Here is a 24,049-nt window from a genome sequence, read left to right on the forward strand (position 1 = left end):
CACCCCCTACGCCAGCTTCGCCTTCAAAAACTCCACCGTCCGCTTCCAGGCCAGATCGGCGGCGTCCTTGTTGTAGCGCTCGGCCGAGGTGTCGTTGTGGAAGGCGTGGTTGACGCCCTCGTACACATAAATCTGATGCTCGACGCCGGCTTTCTTCAGCGCCTCGTCATAGGCGGGGATACCGGCGTTCACGCGCTGGTCCAGCCCGGCATAGTGCAGCAGCAGCGGCGACTTCACCGTACCGACCAGCGCCGGGTCGGGGGTCGGGCCGTAGAAGGCGACGCCGGCCTTCAGGTCGGGCGCCTTGACCGCCAGCCGGTTGATCATGCCGCCACCCCAGCAGAAGCCGACCGCACCGACCTTGGCCGAGGAATAGCGGTAGGCCATCAGGTAACTCATGGCCGCGACGAGATTGTTGACCGTCTTGTCGGTGTCGAGCTGACCGATCATGTCGCGGGCCTTGTCTGCATCCTGCGGCGTGCCGCCCAGCGGCGACAGCAGGTCCGGCGCCATCGCCACGAAGCCTTCGGTGGCAAGGCGGCGGGTGACATCCTCGACATAGGCGTTCAGGCCGCGATTTTCGTGGATGACCAGCACAGCCGGAGCCTTGTCGATCAGCTTCGGCCGGGCGAGATAGCCGGACACGTTGCCGGTCGCCCCCTGGAAGCTGATCTTTTCCGCAGCCAGACGGGTGTCGTCCTCACCGACGATGGCGGCGCGGGCATAGTTCGGCTCGATCGCCGCCAAGATCGCGGGGATCGCCGCCGCACCGCCAGCCATTGCTGCCAGCCGTTCCAGGAAGACCCGGCGTGGCAACGGCGCGTGGGTGTATTCGTCGTAGAGGTCGATGATCCGCTGGTCCATCCCCGATGCCCCCTGCTTTGTCTGTGCCGCAGCTCAGCCGGTGCGGTCGCGCATGAGAGTGGGGGCGCCGCGCCGGCTTGGCAACCAGGGGGAGGTTCCGCTTTCGGTCTATGACGCTTCTTATGATGCTTCCGGCGCGACCTCGCTCAGCGGCACCAGTTCCGACGGCTGATACTCCACCAGATGCCCGTCGCGCATCTCCAGAACCCGGTCCATGCGACGGGCGAGGTCGAGGTTGTGGGTCGCCACCAGGGCGCCGACCTTGGCCTGCCGGACGATGGCCGACAGCATGGCGAAGACATGCTCCGCCGTGTGGGGGTCGAGGTTGCCGGTCGGCTCGTCGGCAATCAGCAGCGAGGGAGCGTTGGCCAGCGCGCGGGCGATGGCGACGCGCTGCTGCTCGCCGCCCGACAGGCGGGCCGGCCGGTGGGTGCCGCGCTGTTCCAGCCCGACCATGCGCAGAAGCTCGTCCGCGCGCTGCCGGGCGACCGACTTCGACACGCCGGCGATCATCTGCGGCAGGACGATGTTCTCCCGCGCCGAAAACTCCGGCAGCAGGTGGTGGAACTGGTAGACGAAGCCGATGGAGCGGCGCCGCACCTCGGTCCGCTTGCCGTCGTCCAGGTTGGACACGTCGGTGCCGGCGATGCGCACCGTGCCGGCGGTCGGCCGCTCCAGCAGGCCGGCGATGTGCAGCAGCGTCGATTTACCGGCACCCGACGGGCCGACCAGCGCCACCAGTTCCCCGGCGCCGACGGTCAGATCGACCCCGCGCAGCACCTCCAGCGTCTCGCCCGCCTGTTCGAAGCGGCGGACGATGCCCTTCAGTTCCAGCATCGGCTGCATGACGGCGTTACTCATAGCGCAGGGCCTCCACGGGATCGAGCCGGGCGGCGCGCCAGGACGGATAGATAGTCGCGGCGAAGGACAGGCCCAGCGCCATCAGCGTCACCTGGATCACCTCGCTCCAGTCGATCTTGGCAGGCAGGTGGGACAGGAAATAGATCTCGGCATTGAACAGGTTGGTGCCGGTCAGCCCCTGGATGACCTGCCGGATGCTCTCGATGTTCAGCGCGAAGGAGACGCCGAGCGCGAGACCCAGCAAGGTCCCCGTCACTCCGACGCTGGCACCGGACAGGAAGAAGATGCGCATGATCATGCCGCGCGTCGCCCCCATGGTTCGCAGGATCGCGATGTCGCGCCCCTTGTCCTTCACCAGCATGATCAGGCTGGAGATGATGTTGAAGGCGGCGACCATGATGATCAGCGACAGGATCAGGAACATCACGTTGCGTTCGACCTGAAGCGCCGTGAAGAAGCTGGCGTTCGACTGCTGCCAGTCGACCACCCGGCCCTCCCCAGCCACCGCCGACTGAACGGCGGCGCGGGCGGAGGCGATCTGCATCGGGTCGCTCACGAAAACTTCCAGCGAGGTCACGGCGTCGCCGGTGCGGAAGAAGGCCTGCGCCTCCTCCAGCGGCAGGAAAATGAAGCTGTTGTCGTATTCGAACATGCCGACGTCGAAGATCGCGCCGATAGGGTAGCTGCGCATCCGCGGCACGGTGCCGAAGGCGGTGACGTTGCCCTGCGGTGCGATCAGCGTGATCTGGTCGCCGACCGAAAGGCCCAGGCGCTGGGCCATGCGCACGCCAATGGCGACGCGGTCCTCGCCGAACTCATCCACCGAACCGCGGATGATGTTGTTGGCGAGCGTTGGCCGCACCTTGAAATCTTCCGCCCGCACGCCGCGGATGACGGCACCGGAGGCGACGCCGCGCACCGACACCAGCGCCTGCCCCTCAACCGTCGGGGTGACGTTGACCACGCCCGGCGTGTTGCGCAGCTTGCCGGCCAGGATATCGAAGTCCGGCAGCGGCCCGCCTCGTGAACTGTAGACGTTGAGATGCCCGTTCAGACCGAGCACCCGGCCCAGCAGCTCCGCCCGAAAGCCGTTCATCACCGCCATCACGATGATGAGCGTCGCCACGCCGAGCGCGATGCCCAGCAACGAGAACCCCGCGATGACCGAGATGAACCCTTCCTGGCGGCGCGCCCGAAGGTAACGCATCGCGACCATGCGTTCGAAGGCGTTGAAGATCATGCGGCTGGGATCCTGTGGGGGAGGCCCTGTGGGCGGGCGGAAACGATGCCCTAGATAAGAACGTGAGCGTGGCGGGAAAAGGGCAAAGCCCGGATCGCCGACTTGGGCGATCCGGGCTTCCTCTTCGAGCTAAGCCGATCAGCTCAGCAGCTTCGCCAGCGCCGCCTCGACCGGCAGCTCTTCCTTCTCGCCGGTGGCGCGGCGCTTCAGTTCGACGACGCCGTTCTTCAGGCCGCGCGGGCCGACGACCAGCTGCCAGGGAACGCCGATCAGGTCCATGTCGGCGAACTTGGCGCCGGGACGCTCGTCGCGGTCGTCATAGGCGACCTCCAGGCCGGCCGATTCCAGCTTCGCATACAGCTCCGCGCAGACGCGGTCGGTCTCGGCGTCGCCGGACTTCAGGTTGATGAGGCCGACGTTGAAGGGCGCGACGGCGTCCGGCCAAATGATGCCGTTGTCGTCGTGGCTGGCCTCGATGATGGCGCCCATCAGGCGCGACACGCCGATGCCGTAGCTGCCCATCTCCACCGGGATCGATTCGCCGTTCGGGCCAGCGACCACCGCGTTCATCGGCTTGGAGTACTTGGTGCCGAAGTTGAAGATGTGGCCGACCTCGATGCCGCGGGCCGACACCAGATCCGACTCCGGCACCGGGCTGTTGGCCGGGTCGTGCTTCTCGTCGGTCGCCGCATAGATGCCGGTGACGCGGTCGAAGAAGGGCTGCAGGTCGTCCTCGATGCCGGGGGCGTCCTTCAGCACGTCCAGGGTCATCCAGTCCTTGTGGCAGAAGACGCCGCTCTCGCCGGTCTCGGCCAGGATGATGAACTCGTGGCTCAGGTCGCCGCCGATCGGGCCGGTGTCGGCCCGCATCGGAATCGCCTTCAGCCCGATGCGGGCGAAGGTGCGCAGATAGGCCAGGAACATCTTCTGGTAGGAACGGCGCGCGCTGTCCGCATCGATATCGAAGGAATAGGCGTCCTTCATCAGGAACTCGCGGCCGCGCATCACGCCGAAGCGCGGGCGGATCTCGTCACGGAACTTCCACTGGATGTGGTAGAGGTTCAGCGGCAACTGGCGGTAGCTCTTAACGAAGGAGCGGAAGATGTCGGTGATCATCTCCTCGTTCGTCGGGCCGAACAGCATCTCGCGGTCGTGACGGTCGGTGATGCGCAGCATCTCCTTGCCGTAATCGTCGTAGCGACCGCTCTCGCGCCACAGATCGGCCGACTGGATGGTCGGCATCAGCAGTTCCTGCGCGCCGGCGGCGTCCTGCTCCTCGCGGACGATCTGCTCGATCTTGCGCAGAACCCGATAGCCCAGCGGCAGCCAGGCATAGATGCCGGCGCTGGTCTGGCGGATCATCCCGGCCCGCAGCATCAGGCGGTGCGAGACGATCTGCGCCTCGGTCGGGGTCTCCTTGAGGGTTGGCATGAAGAAGCTGGACAGCCGCATGGCTCTGCTCTCGTGTGCGAGGTGTTCGACAAGGCCGCGCACGCATGGCTCCTGCGGACAGGAACGGACACGGCGGCGGCGGGTGAGCGACTTTAGGAAGGTCGCCCGCACTTGTCCACTGTAAGCCCCCCGCCTGGCCGCCGGCTACCGGGAGCGGCAATAGACGTAGAGGCGTTCCTCGGCACCCGGATCAATCGGCTGGCCGTTGAGATAGAGTTGGTTCCCGACGACGGTCAGCCACACCGCGGTGACGTCGTCAGGCAGAAACGGCACCGACGGCAGGGCGATTCCCATCCGCCGGGCGAGATCGACCGACAGCGGCAGGTCGATGGGGATCGGCGGCTGCGCGCCTGCACTGCCGGCCAAGTCGGCGGGGGCGACCGCGCGGCCATGCACATCCACGCCCGGCCGGTATTCCACGTCGGCGGCCGGCACATGGCGGGTCAGCCGTTGGCACAAGGACAGATCCACCACCGGCCGGTCGCGGGTGGCGTCGGGGGTCAGCGGGACCGGGCCGGGACGCGGCGGCTGGGTTTGCGCCGATGCCGGTGCGGTCGCCAGGGACAACGCCGCCGCCGTCAGCCCGGCGTACAAGATGCCGCGCGGGCTCACAGCGTGTGCCGCTCGGCCACCGGGGCCGGGTTGCGCATGGATTTCCAGTAGATCGACAGGTAGGGCATTCCTTTTTCCGCCTCCTCCTGGGTCCGCGCCGACTGGCGGATGTATTTGCCGATGAAGGGCTTGTTCACATGCTCCAGGTCCACCGCGGCCTTCAGCACCAGGAACTCGCCGATCTTGTCCGGCAGATTGTAATGCCATTTCTGCAGACACTCGGAGGTCACACCCGGCTTCGCCTGTTCGGGTTCGGGCAGGTAGAATTCCTGGTGGTGGTACTGCGAGATCTCCTTCCACGCCTGCGCCACCCGGCCGGGCTTCAGGCGCGGCAACGCCTTCAGGATGCGGACATCGTCATGGAACAGCGGCAGGAAACCCCGCTTTTCCCCCAATTCGGTCAGCATCGTATGCAGGCCGGCCATGACACCGCCCTCGCCGCCCTCGCCTCCGCCCTCGCCGCCGCCGTCCGCCTTCTGCTCGCGCTTGCGGCCGAACAGAGCGCTGAAGAAGCCCTTCTTCGGCTTGGTCTGGCTTCCGCCACCGCTGTCCTGCCCGACCTTGCGCTCGTCCCACAGCGAGTCCCAGGCATATTCCCAGGCGGTGAAGACGGCATTGGAGCGGTCGTCGAGGACCGTCAGCAGATATTCGCGCCCCTCCCGCGCCCAATCGACGTCACCGACGATCGCACGCACCGGACGGCGGCTGAGCACCACCGGCAGGATGCCGACGCGCACCAACTCCTGATAGAACTCTACGAAGGACGGTGTCTGGATGAAGGGCAGGATCGAGCATGGCTGAAGCTCCGGCGCCAGCAGCTCCATGCTTTTCTTCGTCCGCTCCAACAGTTCAATCGACAGAACCGCGGCGAACTGATCGAACCGTTCGTTTTCATTCGCGGCCATCGGCGCCTCGACTGTCGTCCTTCTTCCTGCCACCCGCCGAAGCGGGAAAAGGCTCAACCTGTAAGCGGGCAAAGCGGAATCGCCCCGGCGGACTGGCCCCGGTGGTGATGGTTCAGCCCGGCTGAATAGCCCTGATTGGGAAAAACCCGATGCGAGCTAATCCAAGCAACGCTACCAAGTAAACCGTTAACGTTTTCTGGAGCAGCGCGGAAATTTTCTGTCCGCGACCCTGCCCTGTCTCCTCCCGTCCGCCGGAAAAAGAAAGGCCGCGCGGCAAAAGCGGCGCGGCCTGTCGAGTTTAGGGAGGAATCGCCACCAGGCGTCGGAAAGGGAGGAATATCCTCCCTCATCACTCCAAAAGAGTGAACCCGAGCCTCGGCGATGGCAAGCCCAAAACGGAGGCAGAAGCGCTTTATGCACAAAGTTTTTGCATTTCTGCCCAGCTCTTCGGCGAATGCCGCCGTTCTGAGCGGGCGTTTGCCTATTCCATGGGCGTGTACCCGCGATACCCGGCCTCCACCGCAGCCTTCCAAGGCGGACTCTGGGCAAGCACGACGGCCTGGACCGGACAGTCGGGCTGATGAGCGCCCGGCAGATAGCCCAGGCTCATCAGGAACTCCCCGACGATCTCGCCACCGGTGAAACGGAAGGTCCGGCCGAACAGCTTCACCCATTCCGGCTTGGTCAGCGGATGATGGGCGCGCAGCCAGCCGTCGAAGGAGCCGTGGGTTTCCCGCAATGCGACGATGCGGCGGGCGTTCTCGATCACCGCGTCCACCTTCAGGCGGTTGCGGATGATGCCGGCGTCGGCCAGCAGCCGCGCCCGCTCCGCCTCGCCATAGGCGGCGACCCGGTCGATGTCGAACCCGTCGAAGGCGGCGCGGAAGGCGTCACGCTTTTTCAGGATGGTCAGCCAGGACAGGCCGGCCTGATTGATCTCCAGCACCAGACGCTCGAACAGCACCCGGTCATCGCTGCTGGGAAAACCGTACTCGCCATCATGGTAGGGTCCGTGATGGGGATGGCCGGGTGCGGCCGCGCAATAGGTCACGCTCACCCGCCTCGCTCCTCTCGATGGTCAGAGCAATCCGGCGTCAGAACATGTCCCGCGCCATGTCCCGGAAGGAGATGATGCCGGACCGCTCGATGCCGAAGATCACCAGCCACACCAGCAGGGCGACCAGCGACGTGATCATGAATTTCCGCAGGATGCGCGGCTCGACCGGCGCGGAGGAGGCCATGCCCGGTTCAGGGTTCTCCTGGGTCCGAACGCCCCAGGGCAGCACCGCGAACAGCACCACCCACCAGACGACGACGTAAACGAAGGCTCCAGTCACCCAGTTGTTCATCGTCCCCTCCGCGTGTCAGCCGTCTCAGGCCTGCTCCAGTTCCACCAGCGTCCCGCAGAAATCCTTCGGGTGCAGGAACAGGACCGGCTTGTCATGGGCGCCGATCTTCGGTTCACCGTCGCCCAGCACGCGGGCGCCCTGCTCCTTCAGCCGGTCGCGGGCGGCCAGGATGTCCTCCACCTCATAGCAGATATGGTGGATGCCGCCCGACGGGTTCTTCTCCAGGAAGCCGGCGATCGGCGACTTCTCGCCGAACGGATGCAGCAGTTCGATCTTGGTGTTTGGCAGGGTAACGAAGACCACGGTGACGCCGTGCGGCGGCAAGTCCACCGGCTGCGACACTGCGGCGCCCAGCGTGTCCCGATAGAGTGCGGTCGCCGCCGGTAGGTCCGGAACGACGATGGCGACGTGGTTGAGCTTCCCGATCATGCGTATCCTCTCGCTGGCTGGCCCGTTAGCGGGCTCTGATAAGCCTGTTATACATCAAATCCGTTCTTGGGTTCGGTCAGACGCGGACCAGATGGACCTCCGTCACCGGCTTCTTGCCGTGGGTCGCGTTGAAGCAGCGGCGCACGGCGATCCGCGCCGCCTCCTTCACTTGGGCGTCGTCGGCCCGCGCCGATTTGGGCAGCATCGCCACCGACTCGCGCACTGCATCCACCACGTCCAACAGCAGGTCGCGGTCGGTCGCCTCGTCGATCAGCCCCATCACCGCCAGCTGCGGAGCGGTCAGCAACTCGCCCGTTCCGGTCATCACCAGCGTCACCACGGCGGCACCGTTGTTCACCATGCGGTTGCGGGCGCGCATCATGCCGGTGTCGAGCGGCACCAGACGCTTGCCGTCCACCGCCATGCGTCCGGCGCGCACGTTGGCCACCACCCGCGCGCCCTCCGGCCCGTCGAGCCGAAGGACTTCGCCGTTGGCCGGAACGATGCTGTGGGCGACCTGACACTCCTCCGCCAAGGCGGCATGGGCCTGCTGGTGGCGCTGCTCGCCATGGACCGGGACGGCGATGCGTGGACGCACCCATTGATACATGCGCACCAGCTCGTCCCGCGCCGGGTGGCCGGAGACATGGACCGGCGCCTCGTCCGCCGTCACCAGTTCGACTCCCTGGGCGACCAGCTGATTCTGCATGCGGCCGATGGCGCGCTCGTTGCCGGGAATCTCGCGGGAGGAGAAGATCACCACGTCGCCGCGCGACAGCGTGATCTGCGGATGATCGTTGGCGGCGATACGGGCAAGCGCCGACCGCGGCTCGCCCTGACTGCCGGTGCAGATCAGCACCAGCTTCTCGCGCGGCAGATAGCTGGCGTCATGCTCCGACAGGAACTTCGGCACGTCGGCGAGATAGCCGGTGGCCCGTGCCGCCTCGTTGATGCGCCACAGCGAGCGGCCGACCAACGCCACATGGCGGTCATGGGCGGCGGCGGCGGCGGCGATGCTCTCCAGTCGCGCCACATTGGTGGCGAAGCAGCTGACGGCGATGCGGCGGTCGCGGTAACGGCCGAACAACTCCATCAGGGCATCGCGGACGGTCGCCTCCGACCCGGCGGCGCCGGGCACCAGCGCGTTGGTGCTGTCGCCGACCAGCGCCAGCACCCCGTCGTCACCAATGGTGCGCAGCCGTTCCTCATCGGCCGTCTCGCCGACCAGCGGATCGGGGTCCAGCTTCCAGTCACCGGTGTGCAGGATGGTCCCGGCCGAGGTGCGGATGGCGAGCGCGTTCGGTTCCGGGATCGAATGCGTCATGGTGACGTATTCGACGGAGAAGGGACCGGCTTCCACCGTGCCGCCCAGCGGGATTTCGTGGATCGGCACCGTGCTGCTCAGGCCCTTCTCATGCAGCTTGGCGCGCAGGAAGGCCGCGGTGAAGGGTGTGCAATAGACCGGACAGCGCAGCTCCGGCCACAGATACTGCACCGCGCCCAGATGGTCCTCATGCGCATGGGTCAGCACCAGACCGACCAGATCGTCGCGACGCTCGGCGATGAAGGTCGGGTCCGGCATGATCACGTCCAGCCCGGGCATGGTGTCGTCGGCAAACGAGATGCCGAGGTCCACCATCAACCACTTGCCCTGATGGCCGTAGAGATTGAGGTTCATCCCAATCTCGCCGGAACCGCCGAGCGGGACGAAATACAGTGCGCCATCCTCCGGAACGAAGGTGTCCGCCGGGGCTTCGGACGTTCCGGCGGCTGTCTTGGAGGATTGTGTCATTGGACCGTGTTGCGCTTGTGGATCAGGAGGAGACCGCGGAGCGTCAGCTCGTTGTCGGTGTGTTCGATCACATGGGTAGCCTTGGCGAAAAGAACAGCCAATCCGCCAGTGGCGACCACCCGCATCGGTTCGCCGTACTCCGCCCGGATGCGGGAGACCAGCCCTTCGATCAGCCCGACATACCCCCAGAAGATGCCGGACTGCATGCAGGCGATGGTGTTCTTGCCGATCACCTCGGACGGCGGCTGAATCTCGACCCGCGGCAGCTTGGACGCGGCCCTCTGCAGTGCCTCCAGCGACAGGTTCAGCCCCGGCGCGATCACGCCGCCGCAATAGTTGCCCTCGGCATCCACCACGTCGAAGGTGGTGGCCGTCCCGAAATCGATGACGATCAGCGGCGTCTTGTAGGTCGCCGCGGCAGCCACCGTGTTGACCAGACGATCGGCACCCACCTCCTCCGGCCGGTCGACCAGGGCCTTGGCACCGAGATCGACTCCGGGCTGACCGACGATCACCGGCTCGCAGCCGAAATGATCCTTGCACAGCCGCTTCAGGTTGAAGGTGGCGCCGGGCACCACGCTGGCGATGATCGCGCCATGGATGTCCACCGGCTTCAGCCCCTTCAACGCCATCAGGTGGGTCAGCCACACCATGTATTCGTCGGAGGTGCGTTTAGGATCGGTCGCCGTGCGCCAGATGCCGCGCTGGCGGTCGCCGTCATAGATGGCGAACACCACATTCGTGTTTCCGGCGTCGATGGCAAGCAGCATGGCAAGGTCCTGAAGGCGGTGGGCGTTTGAACTCGGCTGGCGAACTCAGCTTGCAGGGGGCGGCGCGAAGAACACGTCGCCGGCGGCGATCCGCTGCCGCGGCCCGCCGTCCGTTGGATCAAGCAACAGAACGCCGTCGCTGTCCAGATCGGCGAAAGTGCCGGGGATCGTCCGATCGGCCAGCCTGACCAGGATCGCCCCGCCAAGCCCCTTGGCCCGCGCCAGCCACGCCTCGCGCACGGGCGCGAAACCATGGGCGCGCCAGCGGCGGTACCAGGTCGCCAGATGCTCCGCATAGACCTCGAGAAGCGCGCCCGGCCCCATCGGCGGAGCGCCCTCGGCAATCAAGGAGGTGGCGCCATAATCGGCGGTCGCGGGAAAATGCCGCAGGTTGATGCCGACCCCCAGCACCACCCAGGCGACCTTGCCGTCGGCTGCCGGCTCCGACTCGAGCAGGATGCCCGACAGCTTGCGGTCATGCACCAGAACGTCATTGGGCCATTTGCAGCGAACGCCGCTCGGGTCAGGCAGGACCGACTCGGCAGTTTCCGCGATGGCGAGCGCCGCGACGAAGGAGATCTGCGCGGCTTCCGCCGGTGGCAGGCCGGGCCGCAGGATGGTCGTGCTGTATAGATTTCCTTCGGGGGAGGTCCAGGCCCGGCCGCGGCGGCCACGGCCGCTGTCCTGGCGGCGTGCCCAGACGATGGTGCCTTCGGGCGCCCCGGAACGCGACAAGGCCTTCGCTTCGTCGTTCGTACTGCCGACGGAGTCGAAGGCCTTGATCTGGAAGCCCGGAGGCAGGCGCAGACGCGCCGCCTCCGCTTCGAGCGATACCGTCATCGGTCGGATGTCACCCGGCGAACAGGGCCGCCGCGGCAGCCGCCGCACCGTTCAGGATCGGCGCCGGAGCGACGAAGAACAGCAGGGTGAACAGGCTGGTCAGCACCAGGACGCCGGTCATGCTGTCGTCGTCGACCTTGTCGACCACCACTGCGGGTTCATCGAAATACATGATCTTGATGATGCGCAGATAGTAGAAGGCACCCACGACGCTGGTCAGCACACCGACGACGGCCAGCGTGTATTCCTGCGCGGCGACGGCGGCCAGGAAGACATAGAGCTTGCCGAAGAAGCCCGCCATCGGCGGGATGCCGGCCATGGAGAACATGAAGATCGCCATCGTCGCGGCCAGCATCGGGTTGGTCTTGGACAGGCCGGAGAAGTCCTTGATCTCCTCCAGCATCTGGCCCTTGGCCTTCATGCTGAGGATGACCGCGAAGGCGCCGATGTTCATGGCGATGTAGAGCGCCATGTAGATCAGCACGCCGCGCACGCCGTCCTGCGTACCGGTCGTCAGGCCCACCAGCGCGTAACCGACATGGCCGATGGAGCTGTAGGCCATCAGGCGCTTGATGTTGGTCTGCATGATGGCGACGAAGGAACCGATCACCATCGACAGGATGGCGGTCGCCACCAGAACCTGATGCCACTGGGCGGCGAGGTGGCCGAACGGCTCCATCACCACGCGGGTAAGCAGGGCGATGGCCGCCACCTTCGGCGCCGCCGCGAAGAAGGCGGTCACCGGGGTCGGCGCACCCTCATAGACGTCCGGCGTCCACATGTGGAACGGAGCGGCCGAGATCTTGAAGGCCAGACCGGCCATCACGAACACCAGACCGATCACCAGACCCGGCGACACATGGGCGCCGCCGGCGAACAGCGCCGCCACCTTGTCGAACGAAGTCGTGCCGGCGAAACCATAAACCAGCGAAGCACCGTACAGCAGCATGCCCGAGGAGAGCGAGCCGAGGACGAAATACTTCAGGCCGGCTTCCGACGACTTCCCGCTGTCGCGGCGGAAGGCCGCGATGACATAGAGCGCCAGGCTCTGGGTCTCCAGGCCGACATACAGCGAGATGAAATCGTTGGCCGAGATCATCATCAGCATGCCGAGCGTGGCGAAGACCATCAGCACCGGGAACTCAAAGCGGGCCATCTGCTCCCGCTCGTTGAAGCCGAGCGAGAGGACGACCGCAAAGGCCGCGGAGACCAGCGCCAGCACCTTCATGAAGACGCCGAAGGCATCCATCACGAACATGCCGTTGAAGGTGACGACGCGGCCGCTGCCGTAGCCCATCGCCAGGATGGCGGCGAGCAGCATGCAGACGATCGCCAGGTAGGAGACGGGACGGGTGAAGCCGTCGCCGCGGAACACGCCCAGCATCAGCAGGGCGACGCCCGAGAGCGCCAGGAAGATCTCCGGCAGGGCCGGCCAGATGTCGGGAAACACTGCGGTCATGTCGAAGAACCCCTTACCGAGCGGCGACCGAGACACCGGACGCGGCGTGCGACGCGGCCAGCTTGGTCTGGTAGGTCTGGATCAGCTGCTCGACCGATGCCGAGGTGACGTTCAGGAAGCTGCTGGGATAGACGCCCATCCACAGGACGACAACGATCAGCGGCACGAACACCGCGATTTCGCGCGGAGTTATGTCGAACATCGCCTTGACGTCCGGCTTGGTCAGCTTGCCGTAGACAACGCGGCGGTACAGCCACAGCGCGTAGGCCGCGCCCAGAACCATACCGGTGGCGGCCAGGGCGGCGACCCAGGTGTTGTCGCGGAAGACGCCCATCAGCACCAGGAACTCGCCGACGAAACCGGCGGTGCCCGGCAGACCGACCGAGGCCATGGTCATGAACAGGAAGACCACCGCGTATTTCGGCATGTTCTTCACGAGGCCGCCGTAACGGGCGATCTCGCGGGTGTGCAGCCGGTCATAGACGACGCCGACGCACAGGAACAGCGCACCCGACACGACGCCGTGCGACAGCATCTGGAACACCGAACCCTCGATGCCCTGCTGGTTCAGCGCGAACATGCCGATGGTGACGAAGCCCATGTGGGCAACCGACGAGTAGGCGATCAGCTTCTTCATGTCCTCCTGGGCGAGAGCGACCAGCGAGGTGTAGATCACGGCGACGACCGACAGGGTGTAGATCAGCGGCGCGAAATACTCGGTCGCTTCCGGCAGGATCGGAATGTTGAAGCGCAGGAAGCCGTACCCGCCCATCTTCAGCAGCACACCGGCCAGGATCACCGAGCCGGCGGTCGGCGCCTCGACGTGGGCATCCGGCAGCCAGGTGTGGACCGGCCACATCGGCACCTTCACCGCGAAGGAGGCGAAGAAGGCCAGCCACAGCCACAGCTGCATGTTGCGCGGGAACTGGGTGGCGGTGATGGTCGGGATGTCGGTGGTGCCCGCCACGTAATACATGGCCAGGATCGCCAACAGCATCAGGACCGAGCCGAGCAGCGTGTAGAGGAAGAACTTGAATGCGGCATAGACGCGGCGCGGGCCGCCCCAGACACCGATGATGAGGAACATCGGAATCAGGACGCCTTCGAAGAACATGTAGAACAGGATGAAGTCCAGCGCGCAGAACATCCCGATCATCAGGGTTTCCAGCACGAGGAACGCGATCATGTATTCCTTCAGGCGGACCTGCACCGACTCCCAGCTCGCCAGGATGCACAGCGGCATCAGGAAGCCGGACAGGACGACGAACAGCACCGAAATGCCGTCGACGCCCATGTGGTAGTTGATGCCGAACTCGGGGATCCAGCCCGCCTTCTCGACCATCTGGTAGCCGGGATTGCGGGGATCGAAGTTGGCCCAGACCAGAAGGGTCAGGACGAAGGTGACGAGGGTCGTCCACAGCGAGATGTACCGCACGTTCCGCAGCACGTCCGGGGAATTGCCCCGGCAGAACAGCAGGATCAGCGCGACGCCCACGAGCGGCAGGAAGGTCGCGAACGACAGGATCGGCCAGCTAGCCATTGTTGTTGTTCTCCTTCGAAACCGCTCAGCCGAAGACCGACAGCCAGGCGACGAGCAGGACGACCCCGATCACCATGGCAAAGGCGTAGTGATAGACGTACCCCGACTGCAGCCGGCTGGCGCGTGCCGCGACGTCGCGGGTGGCGGCGGCGATGCCGTCCGGCCCCACGCCGTCGATCACCGCCCCGTCGCCAGACTTCCACAGGCCGTAGCCGATAGCCTTGGCCGGACGGGTGAACAGCGCGTCGTACAGCTCGTCGAAGTACCACTTGTTGTAGAGGAACTGGTGGATGCCGCGGAAGGTGGAGGCGATCCGGCCCGGCAGGCGCGGCATCATCACATAGCCGATGTAGGCCATGGCGATACCGATCAGGCCGACCACCAGCGGGGCGATGGCGACCCAGCCCGGGGTGTGGTGGTGCGCGGCCTCGATGGCGTCATGCTCGTGCAGGGTCATGATGGCCTTGCCCCAGAACTCCATCCGGTCGTGGCCGATGAACCACTGGTGGAAACCGAAGCCGGCGAACAGCGCGCCAAGCGTCAGGACCGCCAGCGGGATCAGCATGACGACCGGCGATTCGTGGGCGTGGTCGTAGACTTCCTTGTCCATCCGCGGCGTGCCGTGGAAGGTCATGAACAGCAGGCGCCAGGAGTAGAAGGCGGTCAGCAGAGCAGCCGCGATGCCCAGGGCAAAGGCGAAGCGCCCCACCCCGCTGCCCGAGGCGAAGGCCGCCTCCAGGATCATGTCCTTGGAATAGTAGCCGGCGAAGAAGGGCAGGCCGGCGAGCGCCAGATTGCCGATCCACATCACCGCATAGGTGAAGGGAATCTTGCGCCAGACACCGCCCATCTTCCGCATGTCCTGCTCATGGTGCAGGGCATGGATGACCGAGCCGGCGCCGAGGAACAGCAGAGCCTTGAAGAAGGCGTGCGTGAACAGGTGGAACATGGCCGCGCCGTAGGCCGAGACGCCGGCGGCGAAGAACATGTAGCCGAGCTGCGACATCGTCGAATAGGCGATGACGCGCTTGATGTCGAACTGGGTGAAGCCGATGGTCGCCGCGACGAAGGCGGTCAGGCCGCCGACCACCGTCACAACCTCGAGCGCCGTCGGGGCATATTCGAAGACGGGCGACAGGCGGCAGACCATGAAGACGCCGGCGGTGACCATGGTCGCCGCGTGGATGAGCGCCGACACCGGGGTCGGGCCTTCCATCGCGTCCGGCAGCCAGGTGTGCAGACCAAGCTGCGCCGACTTGCCCATCGCGCCCATGAACAGCAGCAGGCAGGCGATGGTCAGGCCGTTGAAGTCCCAGCTGAGGAAATGCAGCGTCTCGCCGGTCAGCGTCGGGGCCTTGGCGAAGATCGTGTCGAACTGGACCGAACCGGTCAGCACGAAGATCGCGAAGATGCCGAGCGCGAAGCCGAAGTCGCCGACGCGGTTGACCAGGAAGGCCTTCATGGCGGCGGCGTTCGCAGAGGGCTTCTCGTACCAGAAATTGATCAGCAGGTAGGAGGCCAGACCGACGCCCTCCCAGCCGAAGAACAGCTGGACCAGGTTGTCCGCCGTCACCAGCATCAGCATGGCGAAGGTGAACAGCGACAGGTAGCCCATGAAGCGCGGCTTCTGCGGATCCTCGGCCATGTAGCCGATGGAGTAGACGTGCACGCAGGCCGACACGGTGTTGACGACGATCAGCATCACCGCGGTGAGCTGGTCGACGCGCAGCGCCCACTTCACGTCCAGCGTGCCGCTCTGGATCCAGGTCATCAGCTCGATCGTGCGCGGGTTGCCGTGCACGGCGACGTCGAAGAACAGGATCCAGGACAGGATCGCCGAGACGATGACTGCGCCCGCTGTCACGAACTGCGAGACGCGGTCGCCCACGGTCGGCGGCCCGGCGACGACATGGTGGTCGTCGTGGGCATCGTCGTGCGCGTGGTCCAGCTCGTCATGCGAGATGTGATGGGAATGATCGTCATGGGCATGGGCGATCTGGGCGTGCCCGTGATCGTCATGGCCATGACCGTGGCTTCCGTGACCCGCGGCCGCCGGCTCGGCCTTCGGCCCGCCGAACAGCGCGATCGATCCGGCGACGAGGAACGCCAGGAGCGGAAGGAATACGACTAGCACTTCCATGGCGCCGCCTCAGCCCTTCATCATGTTGATGTCTTCGACTCGGATCGAGCCGCGGTTGCGGAAGTAGACCACCAGGATGGCGAGGCCGATGGCCGCCTCGGCGGCGGCGACGGTCAGGATGATCATGGCGAAGATCTGGCCGACCAGATCGTGCAGGAAGGTCGAGAAGGCGACGAGGTTCAGGTTCACCGCCAGCAGCATCATCTCGATCGACATCAGGATGATGATGACGTTCTTCCGGTTCAGGAAGATGCCCAGCACACCCAGCGTGAAGATGATGGCCGAGACCGTCAGGTAATGTCCGAGACCGATCTCCATGATCACACGCCCTCCCCGGTCGTAACCTTGCGAATGACGACCACGTCTTCCCGGCGACGGGAAATCTGGGCGCCGACATTCTGTTTGCGCACGCCCGGACGGTGCCGCAGCGTCAGCACGATCGCGCCGATCATGGCGATCAGCAGGACGATGCCCGACGCCTGGAACAGGTAGACGTACTGCGTGTACATCAGCCGGCCCAGCGCATGGGTGTTCGTGACCTGATCGAGCGCCGGGGTCGGCGCGCCGGCGATGGCGGCGACGTTGGGAGCCACGATCCAGCCGCCGAGCACGGCGGCCAGTTCAGCCAGCAGGATCAGCCCGACCAGCGCGCCCAGCGGCAGCGCTTCCATCGCACCCTTGCGCAGTTCGCGGAAGTTGATGTCGAGCATCATGACCACGAACAGGAACAGCACGGCGACGGCACCGACATAGACGATGACGAGGATCATCGCGATGAACTCGGCGCCCATCAGGACGCAGAGACCGGCCGCCTGGAAAAAGGCGAGGATCAGGAAAAGGACAGAATGAACAGGGTTCCGCGCCGAGATGACCATCACACCGGAGGCCACCAGCAGCGCGGCGAACACGTAGAAGGCGATGCCTTGGAGTATCATCGTTTTTCTCGCTTCCGCTTACCGGTAAGGAGCCTCGGCCGCGAGGTTCTGGGCGATTTCCGCCTCCCAGCGGTCGCCGTTCGCCAGCAGCTTCTGCTTGTTGTAGAAGAGCTCTTCACGGGATTCGGTGGAGAACTCGAAGTTCGGCCCCATGACCACCGCATCGACCGGGCAGGCTTCCTGGCACAGGCCGCAGTAGATGCACTTGGTCATGTCGATGTCGTAACGCGTGGTGCGGCGGCTGCCGTCGTCGCGCGGTTCGGCCTCGATGGTGATGGCGAGAGCCGGGCACACCGCTTCGCACAGCTTGCACGCGATGCAGCGCTCCTCGCCGTTCGCATAGCGGCGGAGCACATGCTCGCCGCGGAAGCGGGAGCTGATGGGGCCCTTCTCATAGGGGTAGTTGATCGTGACCTTGGGCTTGAACATGTAGCGCAAGGTCAGCGCCATGCCGCCCAGCAGCTCGGTCAGGAACAGGCTGCGCGCCGCGCGGTCGAGGAACGCCATGGCCTCTTCGTCTCCTTCCTCGCCGGCAGCCGCCCTTTGGTCGGGCGGCTCGCCGGCACTCAAATCGACATGTCGATGGTGGGTTCGGTTGCCGGCTTTCGCCGTTGCTTACTTCGGCAGCCAGCCGAAGGTCACCAGAACGCCGGCGGTCAGCACGACCCAGAACAGCGACAGGGGCAGGAAGACCTTCCAACCCAGCCGCATCAGCTGGTCGTAGCGGTAACGCGGCACGGTGGCGCGAACCCAGACATAGGTGAACAGGCAGAACGCGATCTTCAGCGCGAACCACACGATGCCCGGCACCCAGGTGAAGGGCGCGAAGGGCAGCGGGGGCAGCCAGCCACCGAGGAACAGGATGCTCGTCATCGCGCTCATCAGGATCATGTTGGCGTATTCGCCAAGGAAGAAGAGCGCAAAGGGAGCCGAGCTGTACTCGACCATGAAGCCGGCGACCAGCTCCGACTCGCCTTCCGGCAGGTCGAAGGGAGCGCGGTTGGTTTCCGCGAGCGCCGAGATGAAGAACATCACGAACATCGGCAGCAGCGGAATGCAGAACCAGACCGTCTCCTGGGCCCGCACGATGTCGGTCAGGTTCAGCGAACCGACGCAGAGCAGCACGGTGATGATGATGAGGCCCATCGAGACCTCGTAGGACACCATCTGCGCCGCGGAACGGAGCGCACCGAGGAAGGCGTAGCGCGAGTTCGAGGCCCAGCCGGCCATCACGATGCCGTAGACGCCCAGCGAGGAGATCGCGAACAGGTACAGCACGCCGACGTTGATGTTGGACAGCACCACCCCGTAGTCGAACGGGATGACCGCCCAGGCGATCAGCGCCAGGAAGAAGGTCAGCATCGGCGCGACGTAGAACACGACGCGGTTGGCGCCTTCCGGCAGGATCTGCTCCTTCGCGAACAGCTTCAGGCCGTCGGCGAAGGGCTGCATCAGGCCGAAGGGACCGACGATCGCCGGTCCCTGGCGCAGCTGCATCGCGCCCATGATCTTGCGCTCGGCATAGGTCATGAAGGCGACGGCCACCAGCAGCGGCACGGTGATCGCCAGGATCTCCAGAACCATAATGATCAGCGGCAGGAGGAAGCCGCTCCAGAACTCAGCCATGGGTGCCAGTCCTCTCCTGAGCAGGGCCCACCAGCGCTTCCGTGCAGTTGGCCATCGTCACCGAGGCCCGGCTGATCGGGTCGGTCATGTAGAAGTTGGTGATCGGCGTCACGAAGGGGGCGGCATCGACCGGGCCCTGCGCGCCGAACGGCGCCCAGTTGGCCGGGGTCATCTCGCCGACCGCACCGAAGATCGGGTTCGCCGCCATCAGCCGCTGGCGCAGCTGACCGTGGGTGTCGAAGGGCAGCGTGGTGCCCAGGACTTCCGACAGGGCGCGGACGATCTTCCAATCCTCGCGCGCTTCGCCCGGCGGGAAGACCGCGAGGCGGGCGAGCTGAGGACGGCCTTCGGTGTTGACGTAGACCGCGTTCTTCTCGGTGTAGGCGGCGCCCGGCAGGATGACGTCGGCGCGGTGGGCGCCGGCATCGCCATGGTGGCCCTGGTAGACGACGAAGGCGTTGCCAAGCTTGGCCATGTCGATCTCGTCGGCGCCCAGCAGGTAGACGAAGTCGATCTCGCCCTTCGACGCGCCGTCGAGGATGCCGTGGGTGTCACGGCCACCCTCGCCCGGCAGGAAGCCGGCCTCGATGCCGCCGACACGCGCCGCGGCGGTGTGCAGGACGTTGAAGCCGTTCCAGTCGTCGCGGAACATGCCGTAGGCCTCACCGACCAGACGGGCGGCGGCCTGGACCGCGAGACCGTCGGCGCGCTGGAAGGCGCCCATGCCGACGATGATCATCGGGTTCTTGGCGGCGCGCAGCGTTTCGGCGAACGGATGGCTGCCGTCGACCAGCTGCTGCAGCGTGTCCGGACCGGAGCCGATCACGCTGTAGGGATAGGTCAGGTCACGCTGCTCGCCGATGGAGGCGATGGTGACGCCACCGGCCAGATAGCGCTTGCGGATGCGGGCGTTGACCAGCGTGCCTTCCCAGCGCGGGTTGGTGCCGACCAGCAGGATCACGTCGGCCTTCTCGATGCCGGCGATGCCCGAATTGAACAGGTAGCCGGCACGAACCGAGGTGTCGAACCGCGCACCGTCCTGACGGCAGTCCAGGTTCGTCGAACCGAGACGCGACAGCAGCTCCTTCAGCGCGAACTGCGCCTCGACATCGACCAGATCGCCGGAGATGGCGGCGACACGGTTGCCGGGCAGGCCCTTCAGGCGCGCCGAGATGGCGGTGAAGGCCTCGGCCCAGCTGGCCGGGACCAGCTTGCCGTTCTGGCGGATGTAGGGGCGGTCGAGACGCTGGCGCTTCAGACCATCGTACGAGTAGCGGCTCTTGTCGTTCAGCCACTCCTCATTGATGTCGTCGTTGACGCGCGGCAGGACGCGCATCACCTCGGCGCCACGGGCATCGACGCGGATGTTCGAGCCGACGGCGTCGAGGACGTCGATGGTCTCGGTCTTGCGCAGCTCCCACGGACGGGCCGTGAAGGCATAGGGCTTGTGGGTCAGAGCACCCACCGGGCAGACGTCGGCGAGGTTGCCCGACAGCTCCGAGCCGATCGCCTTCTCGACGAAGGTGGTGATCTCCATGTGCTCGCCGCGGTAAACGGCGCCGACATCGGGAACACCGGCCACTTCGTTGATGAAGCGGATGCAGCGGGTGCAGTGGATACAACGGGTCATGATGGTCTTGATGACCGGACCCATATACTTGTCCTTGACCGCCCGCTTGTTCTCGCCGTAGCGGCCGCGGTCGAAGCCATAGGCCATGGCCTGGTCCTGCAGATCGCACTCGCCGCCCTGATCGCAGATCGGGCAATCCAGCGGGTGGTTGATCAGCAGGAATTCCATGACGCCCTTGCGGGCCTTCAGGACGGTCTCGCTGTTGGTGCGGACGACCATTCCGTCGCCGCAGGGCATGGCGCAGGACGCGACCGGCTTGGGCGCGCGCTCCATCTCCACGAGGCACATGCGGCAGTTGGCCGGCACGCTGAGGCGCTCATGATAGCAGAAGCGCGGAATCTCGATCCCCAGCTGCTCGCAAGCCTGGAGGATCGAGGTGCCCGGCTCGACCTCGATCTCGATCCCGTCGATGGTCAGTTTCGGCATGGGAACGGGAACTCCTTACTCGGCCGCCAGCGGGGCGCTGTTGCGGTAGGCCTGGATGCGCCGCTCCACTTCCGGACGGAAGTGGCGGAACAGGCCCTGGATCGGCCAGGCGGCAGCGTCGCCGAGCGCGCAGATGGTGTGGCCTTCGACCTGCTTGGTGACCTGCAGCAGCATGTCGATCTCTTCCAGGCGGGCGTTGCCGGTGACCATGCGCTGCATGACGCGGTTCATCCAGCCGGTGCCTTCGCGGCACGGCGTGCACTGGCCGCAGGACTCATGCGCATAGAACTGCGACAGGCGGGCGATGGCCTTCACGATGTCGGTGGATTTGTCCATCACGATCACCGCGGCGGTGCCGAGGCCCGACTGCACTTCGCGCAGGCTGTCGAAATCCATCAGGACGGTGTCGCAGATCGACTTCGGCAGGACCGGAACCGACGAGCCGCCGGGGATGATGCCCAGCAGGTTGTCCCAGCCGCCGCGCACGCCGCCGGCGTGGCGTTCGATCAGCTCCTTCAGCGGGATGCCCATCTCCTCTTCCACGTTGCACGGATTGTTCACGTGCCCGGAGATGCAGAAGAGCTTGGTGCCCGAGTTCTTCGGACGGCCGAGGCCGGCGAACCAGGAGGCGCCGCGACGCAGGATGGTGGGAACAACCGCGATCGATTCGACGTTGTTCACCGTGGTCGGGCAGGAATAGAGACCGGCCTGGGCAGGGAACGGCGGCTTGTTGCGCGGCTGCCCCTTCTTGCCCTCGATCGACTCGATGAGCGCGGTTTCCTCGCCACAGATGTACGCGCCCGCACCGCGGTGGATGTAGACGTCGTAGCTGTAGCCGGTGCCGCAGGCGTTCTTGCCGATCAGCCCCGCCGCATACGCCTCGTCGATGGCGCGCTGGACGTTGGAGCCCTCGTTGTAGAACTCGCCGCGGATGTAGATGTAGCAGGCGCTGGCACCGATGGCGAAACCGGCGATCAGGCAGCCTTCGATCAGCTTGTGCGGATCGTGGCGCAGAATGTCGCGGTCCTTGCAGGTGCCGGGCTCGCCCTCGTCGGCGTTGATGACGAGATAGACGGGCTTGTCGGTCACGTTCTTCGGCATGAAGGACCACTTCATGCCGGTCGAGAAGCCGGCGCCGCCACGGCCGCGCAGCCCCGATTCCTTCACCTGATCGATGATCCAGTCCCGGCCGTTGGCCAGGAAGGATGCCGTGTTGTCCCAGTCACCGCGCTTGCGGGCCGCCTCGAGACCGAAGTCCTGGTAGCCGTAGAGGTTGGTGAAGATGCGGTCCTCATCGCGAAGCATCGCTGTCCCCTCCCCCTCAATCGTCCGCTTGCGCGGTGGTGAAAGCCTTCAGCGTCGTCGGGCCGCCGACCGGCTCCGAGGACTGACGGCCGATCTGCGAACCGGGCTTCGGCGTCTCGCCGCGCGCCAGCGCGTCGAGGATGCGCTCCATATGCTCCGGCGCCACGTCTTCGTAGTAATCGTCGCCGATCTGCACAACCGGCGCGTTGACGCAGGCGCCCGAGCACTCGACCTCGCCCAGCGTGAACTGGCCGTCGGCCGTGGTCTCGCCCACGTCGATGCCGAGCTTGCTCTTGCAGGTGTGGACGATCTCGTCCGACCCGCGCAGCCAGCAGGGGGTGGTGGTGCAGACCTGGATGTGGTGCTTACCGACCGGGTTCTTGTTGTACATCGTGTAGAAGGTCGCGACCTCGTACACGCGGATGCGCGGCATGCCGAGCAGGTCGGCCACGGCGTCCATGGCGACGCGCGGCAGCCAGCCGCCGTTCTGCCGCTGGGCGACGTCCAGCAGCGGCATGCAGGCGCTGGCCTGCTTGCCCTGCGGGTACTTGGCGATGATGCGCTTCGCCAGCTCCAGGTTTTCCGGAGTGAAGGTGAAGCTGGTCGGCTCGGCGTGGCCGTGATCGGAAGCGGGCGCGCTCATCGATCGATTTCTCCGAAAACGATGTCCATCGAGGCGATGTTGGCGACGGCGTCGGCCAGCATGTGACCCTTCGACATGAAGTCCAGGCCCTGAAGGTGGGCGAAGCCCGGCGCGCGGATCTTGCAGCGGTAGGGCTTGTTGGTGCCGTCGGACACCAGATACACGCCGAACTCGCCCTTGGGCGCCTCGATGGCGGTGTAGGTCTCGCCGGCGGGAACGTGGAAGCCCTCGGTGAAGAGCTTGAAGTGGTGGATCAGCGCTTCCATCGAGCGCTTCATCTCGCCGCGCGGCGGCGGGGACACCTTGCGGTCCTGGATCTTGTAGGGACCGGCCGGCATCTCCTTGCAGCACTGGCGGATGATGCGCAGCGACTGCTTCATCTCCTCCATGCGCACGAGATAGCGCGCCCAGCAGTCGCCGGTCAGGCCGACCGGGACGTCGAACTCCATGCGGTCATAGACTTCGTAGGGCTGCGACTTGCGCAGATCCCAGGCGACGCCGGAGCCGCGCAGCATCGGACCGGTGAAGGCCCAGTCGAGCGCCTGCTCCTTCGTGACGATGCCGATGTCGACCGTGCGCTGCTTGAAGATGCGATTCTCGGTCAGCAGGCTTTCGAGGTCGTCCATGAACTTCGGAAAACGCTCGGTGAAGGCCCAGATGTCGTCCAGCAGCCCGTCCGGGATGTCCCAGGCGACGCCGCCCGGCCGGAAATAGTTGGCGTGCAGGCGGGCACCCGATACGCGCTCGTAGAACTCCATGAGGATTTCGCGTTCCTCGAAGCCCCACAGCGCCGGGGTGATCGCGCCGACGTCCAGCGCACCGGTCGTGATCGACAGGATGTGGTTCAGGATGCGCGTGATTTCCGAGAACAGCACGCGGATGTACTGGGCACGCAGCGGCGCCTTGATCTGCAGCAGGTTCTCGATGCCGAGCACATAGGCGTGCTCCATGCACATCGGGCTGACGTAATCCAGGCGGTCGAAATACGGCACGGCCTGGACGTAGGTCTTGTACTCGATCAGCTTTTCGGTGCCGCGGTGCAGCAGGCCGATGTGCGGATCGCAACGCTCCACCACCTCGCCGTTCAGCTCCATCACCAGACGGAGCACGCCGTGGGCGGCCGGGTGCTGCGGCCCGAAATTCATCGTGTAGGGCTTGATCTGCGTCTTGGTCTCCGGACCGGAGGCGCTGATCGCCCCGCCCAGACCAGTCATTGCCGGACCAGTCGAGA

Annotated in this window: 23 protein-coding genes; all 23 read right to left on the reverse strand. The window is 65.7% G+C overall.

What is annotated here, in order from left to right:
- Positions 1-6 precede the first annotated feature (6 nt).
- Positions 7-864 carry a dienelactone hydrolase family protein gene (locus tag TSH20_RS06660; RefSeq protein ID WP_109073982.1) on the reverse strand — a complete coding sequence of 286 codons (858 nt, stop codon included), beginning with the start codon at positions 862-864 and terminating at the stop codon, positions 7-9.
- A gap of 120 nt (positions 865-984) precedes the next feature.
- Positions 985-1,725 carry an ABC transporter ATP-binding protein gene (locus TSH20_RS06665; RefSeq protein WP_109073983.1) on the reverse strand — a complete coding sequence of 247 codons (741 nt, stop codon included), beginning with the start codon at positions 1,723-1,725 and terminating at the stop codon, positions 985-987.
- Positions 1,718-2,965 (reverse strand): lipoprotein-releasing ABC transporter permease subunit, encoded by a 1,248-nt coding sequence (locus TSH20_RS06670; RefSeq protein WP_109073984.1) that lies wholly within the window; start codon positions 2,963-2,965, stop codon positions 1,718-1,720. The genes TSH20_RS06665 and TSH20_RS06670 overlap by 8 nt, the downstream gene beginning before the upstream one ends.
- Before the next feature lie 138 nt (positions 2,966-3,103).
- A complete protein-coding gene (gene proS / locus TSH20_RS06675; RefSeq protein WP_109073985.1) occupies positions 3,104-4,417 on the reverse strand; it encodes a proline--tRNA ligase in 1,314 nt (437 codons plus the stop codon).
- Positions 4,418-4,561: 144 nt separating this feature from the next.
- Complete coding sequence (locus TSH20_RS06680) at positions 4,562-5,029, reverse strand: hypothetical protein (RefSeq protein WP_109073986.1); 468 nt, start codon at positions 5,027-5,029, stop codon at positions 4,562-4,564.
- Positions 5,026-5,934 (reverse strand): hypothetical protein, encoded by a 909-nt coding sequence (locus TSH20_RS06685; protein ID WP_109073987.1) that lies wholly within the window; start codon positions 5,932-5,934, stop codon positions 5,026-5,028. The genes TSH20_RS06680 and TSH20_RS06685 overlap by 4 nt, the downstream gene beginning before the upstream one ends.
- A gap of 481 nt (positions 5,935-6,415) precedes the next feature.
- Positions 6,416-6,991, reverse strand: coding sequence for a DNA-3-methyladenine glycosylase I (locus TSH20_RS06690; RefSeq protein WP_109073988.1), 576 nt, complete (start codon positions 6,989-6,991; stop codon positions 6,416-6,418).
- 37 nt (positions 6,992-7,028) lie between these two features.
- Entirely contained in the window at positions 7,029-7,283 is a 255-nt protein-coding gene (locus TSH20_RS06695) for a DUF1467 family protein (protein ID WP_109073989.1), read from the reverse strand.
- Positions 7,284-7,307: 24 nt separating this feature from the next.
- Positions 7,308-7,712, reverse strand: coding sequence for a methylmalonyl-CoA epimerase (gene mce, locus TSH20_RS06700; RefSeq protein WP_085089939.1), 405 nt, complete (start codon positions 7,710-7,712; stop codon positions 7,308-7,310).
- A gap of 76 nt (positions 7,713-7,788) precedes the next feature.
- Positions 7,789-9,504 (reverse strand): ribonuclease J, encoded by a 1,716-nt coding sequence (locus TSH20_RS06705; protein WP_109073990.1) that lies wholly within the window; start codon positions 9,502-9,504, stop codon positions 7,789-7,791.
- Complete coding sequence (locus tag TSH20_RS06710) at positions 9,501-10,274, reverse strand: type III pantothenate kinase (protein ID WP_109073991.1); 774 nt, start codon at positions 10,272-10,274, stop codon at positions 9,501-9,503. The genes TSH20_RS06705 and TSH20_RS06710 overlap by 4 nt, the downstream gene beginning before the upstream one ends.
- Positions 10,275-10,319: 45 nt before the next feature.
- On the reverse strand, positions 10,320-11,114 hold the full coding sequence (locus TSH20_RS06715) for a biotin--[acetyl-CoA-carboxylase] ligase (protein WP_109074078.1): 795 nt from the start codon (positions 11,112-11,114) through the stop codon (positions 10,320-10,322).
- A 10-nt stretch (positions 11,115-11,124) separates the two neighbouring features.
- Complete coding sequence (gene nuoN, locus TSH20_RS06720) at positions 11,125-12,573, reverse strand: NADH-quinone oxidoreductase subunit NuoN (RefSeq protein WP_109073992.1); 1,449 nt, start codon at positions 12,571-12,573, stop codon at positions 11,125-11,127.
- 13 nt (positions 12,574-12,586) lie between these two features.
- Entirely contained in the window at positions 12,587-14,113 is a 1,527-nt protein-coding gene (locus tag TSH20_RS06725) for an NADH-quinone oxidoreductase subunit M (RefSeq protein ID WP_109073993.1), read from the reverse strand.
- A gap of 25 nt (positions 14,114-14,138) precedes the next feature.
- Entirely contained in the window at positions 14,139-16,253 is a 2,115-nt protein-coding gene (gene nuoL, locus TSH20_RS06730) for an NADH-quinone oxidoreductase subunit L (RefSeq protein WP_109073994.1), read from the reverse strand.
- A 9-nt stretch (positions 16,254-16,262) separates the two neighbouring features.
- Positions 16,263-16,571, reverse strand: a complete 309-nt coding sequence (gene nuoK, locus TSH20_RS06735) for an NADH-quinone oxidoreductase subunit NuoK (protein ID WP_014248409.1) — start codon at positions 16,569-16,571, stop codon at positions 16,263-16,265.
- A gap of 2 nt (positions 16,572-16,573) precedes the next feature.
- Positions 16,574-17,188: an NADH-quinone oxidoreductase subunit J gene (locus TSH20_RS06740; protein ID WP_109073995.1), complete on the reverse strand. Its 615-nt coding sequence runs from the start codon at positions 17,186-17,188 to the stop codon at positions 16,574-16,576.
- Positions 17,189-17,206: 18 nt separating this feature from the next.
- The gene (gene nuoI, locus TSH20_RS06745; protein WP_014248411.1) at positions 17,207-17,695 is read right to left on the reverse strand and encodes an NADH-quinone oxidoreductase subunit NuoI; all 489 of its coding nucleotides are present in this window, start codon (positions 17,693-17,695) and stop codon (positions 17,207-17,209) included.
- Positions 17,696-17,803: 108 nt separating this feature from the next.
- Positions 17,804-18,814: an NADH-quinone oxidoreductase subunit NuoH gene (gene nuoH, locus TSH20_RS06750; protein WP_109073996.1), complete on the reverse strand. Its 1,011-nt coding sequence runs from the start codon at positions 18,812-18,814 to the stop codon at positions 17,804-17,806.
- The gene (gene nuoG / locus TSH20_RS06755) at positions 18,807-20,870 is read right to left on the reverse strand and encodes an NADH-quinone oxidoreductase subunit NuoG (protein WP_109073997.1); all 2,064 of its coding nucleotides are present in this window, start codon (positions 20,868-20,870) and stop codon (positions 18,807-18,809) included. Before nuoG ends, nuoH begins: the two co-directional genes overlap by 8 nt.
- Positions 20,871-20,885: 15 nt before the next feature.
- The gene (gene nuoF / locus TSH20_RS06760) at positions 20,886-22,175 is read right to left on the reverse strand and encodes an NADH-quinone oxidoreductase subunit NuoF (protein WP_109073998.1); all 1,290 of its coding nucleotides are present in this window, start codon (positions 22,173-22,175) and stop codon (positions 20,886-20,888) included.
- Positions 22,176-22,191: 16 nt separating this feature from the next.
- A complete protein-coding gene (gene nuoE / locus TSH20_RS06765) occupies positions 22,192-22,818 on the reverse strand; it encodes an NADH-quinone oxidoreductase subunit NuoE (protein ID WP_109073999.1) in 627 nt (208 codons plus the stop codon).
- Positions 22,815-24,032: an NADH-quinone oxidoreductase subunit D gene (locus tag TSH20_RS06770; protein WP_109074079.1), complete on the reverse strand. Its 1,218-nt coding sequence runs from the start codon at positions 24,030-24,032 to the stop codon at positions 22,815-22,817. The genes nuoE and TSH20_RS06770 overlap by 4 nt, the downstream gene beginning before the upstream one ends.
- Positions 24,033-24,049 lie beyond the last annotated feature (17 nt).

The sequence above is a fragment of the Azospirillum sp. TSH20 genome (assembly GCF_003115935.1).
In the GTDB taxonomy this organism is placed as follows: domain Bacteria; phylum Pseudomonadota; class Alphaproteobacteria; order Azospirillales; family Azospirillaceae; genus Azospirillum.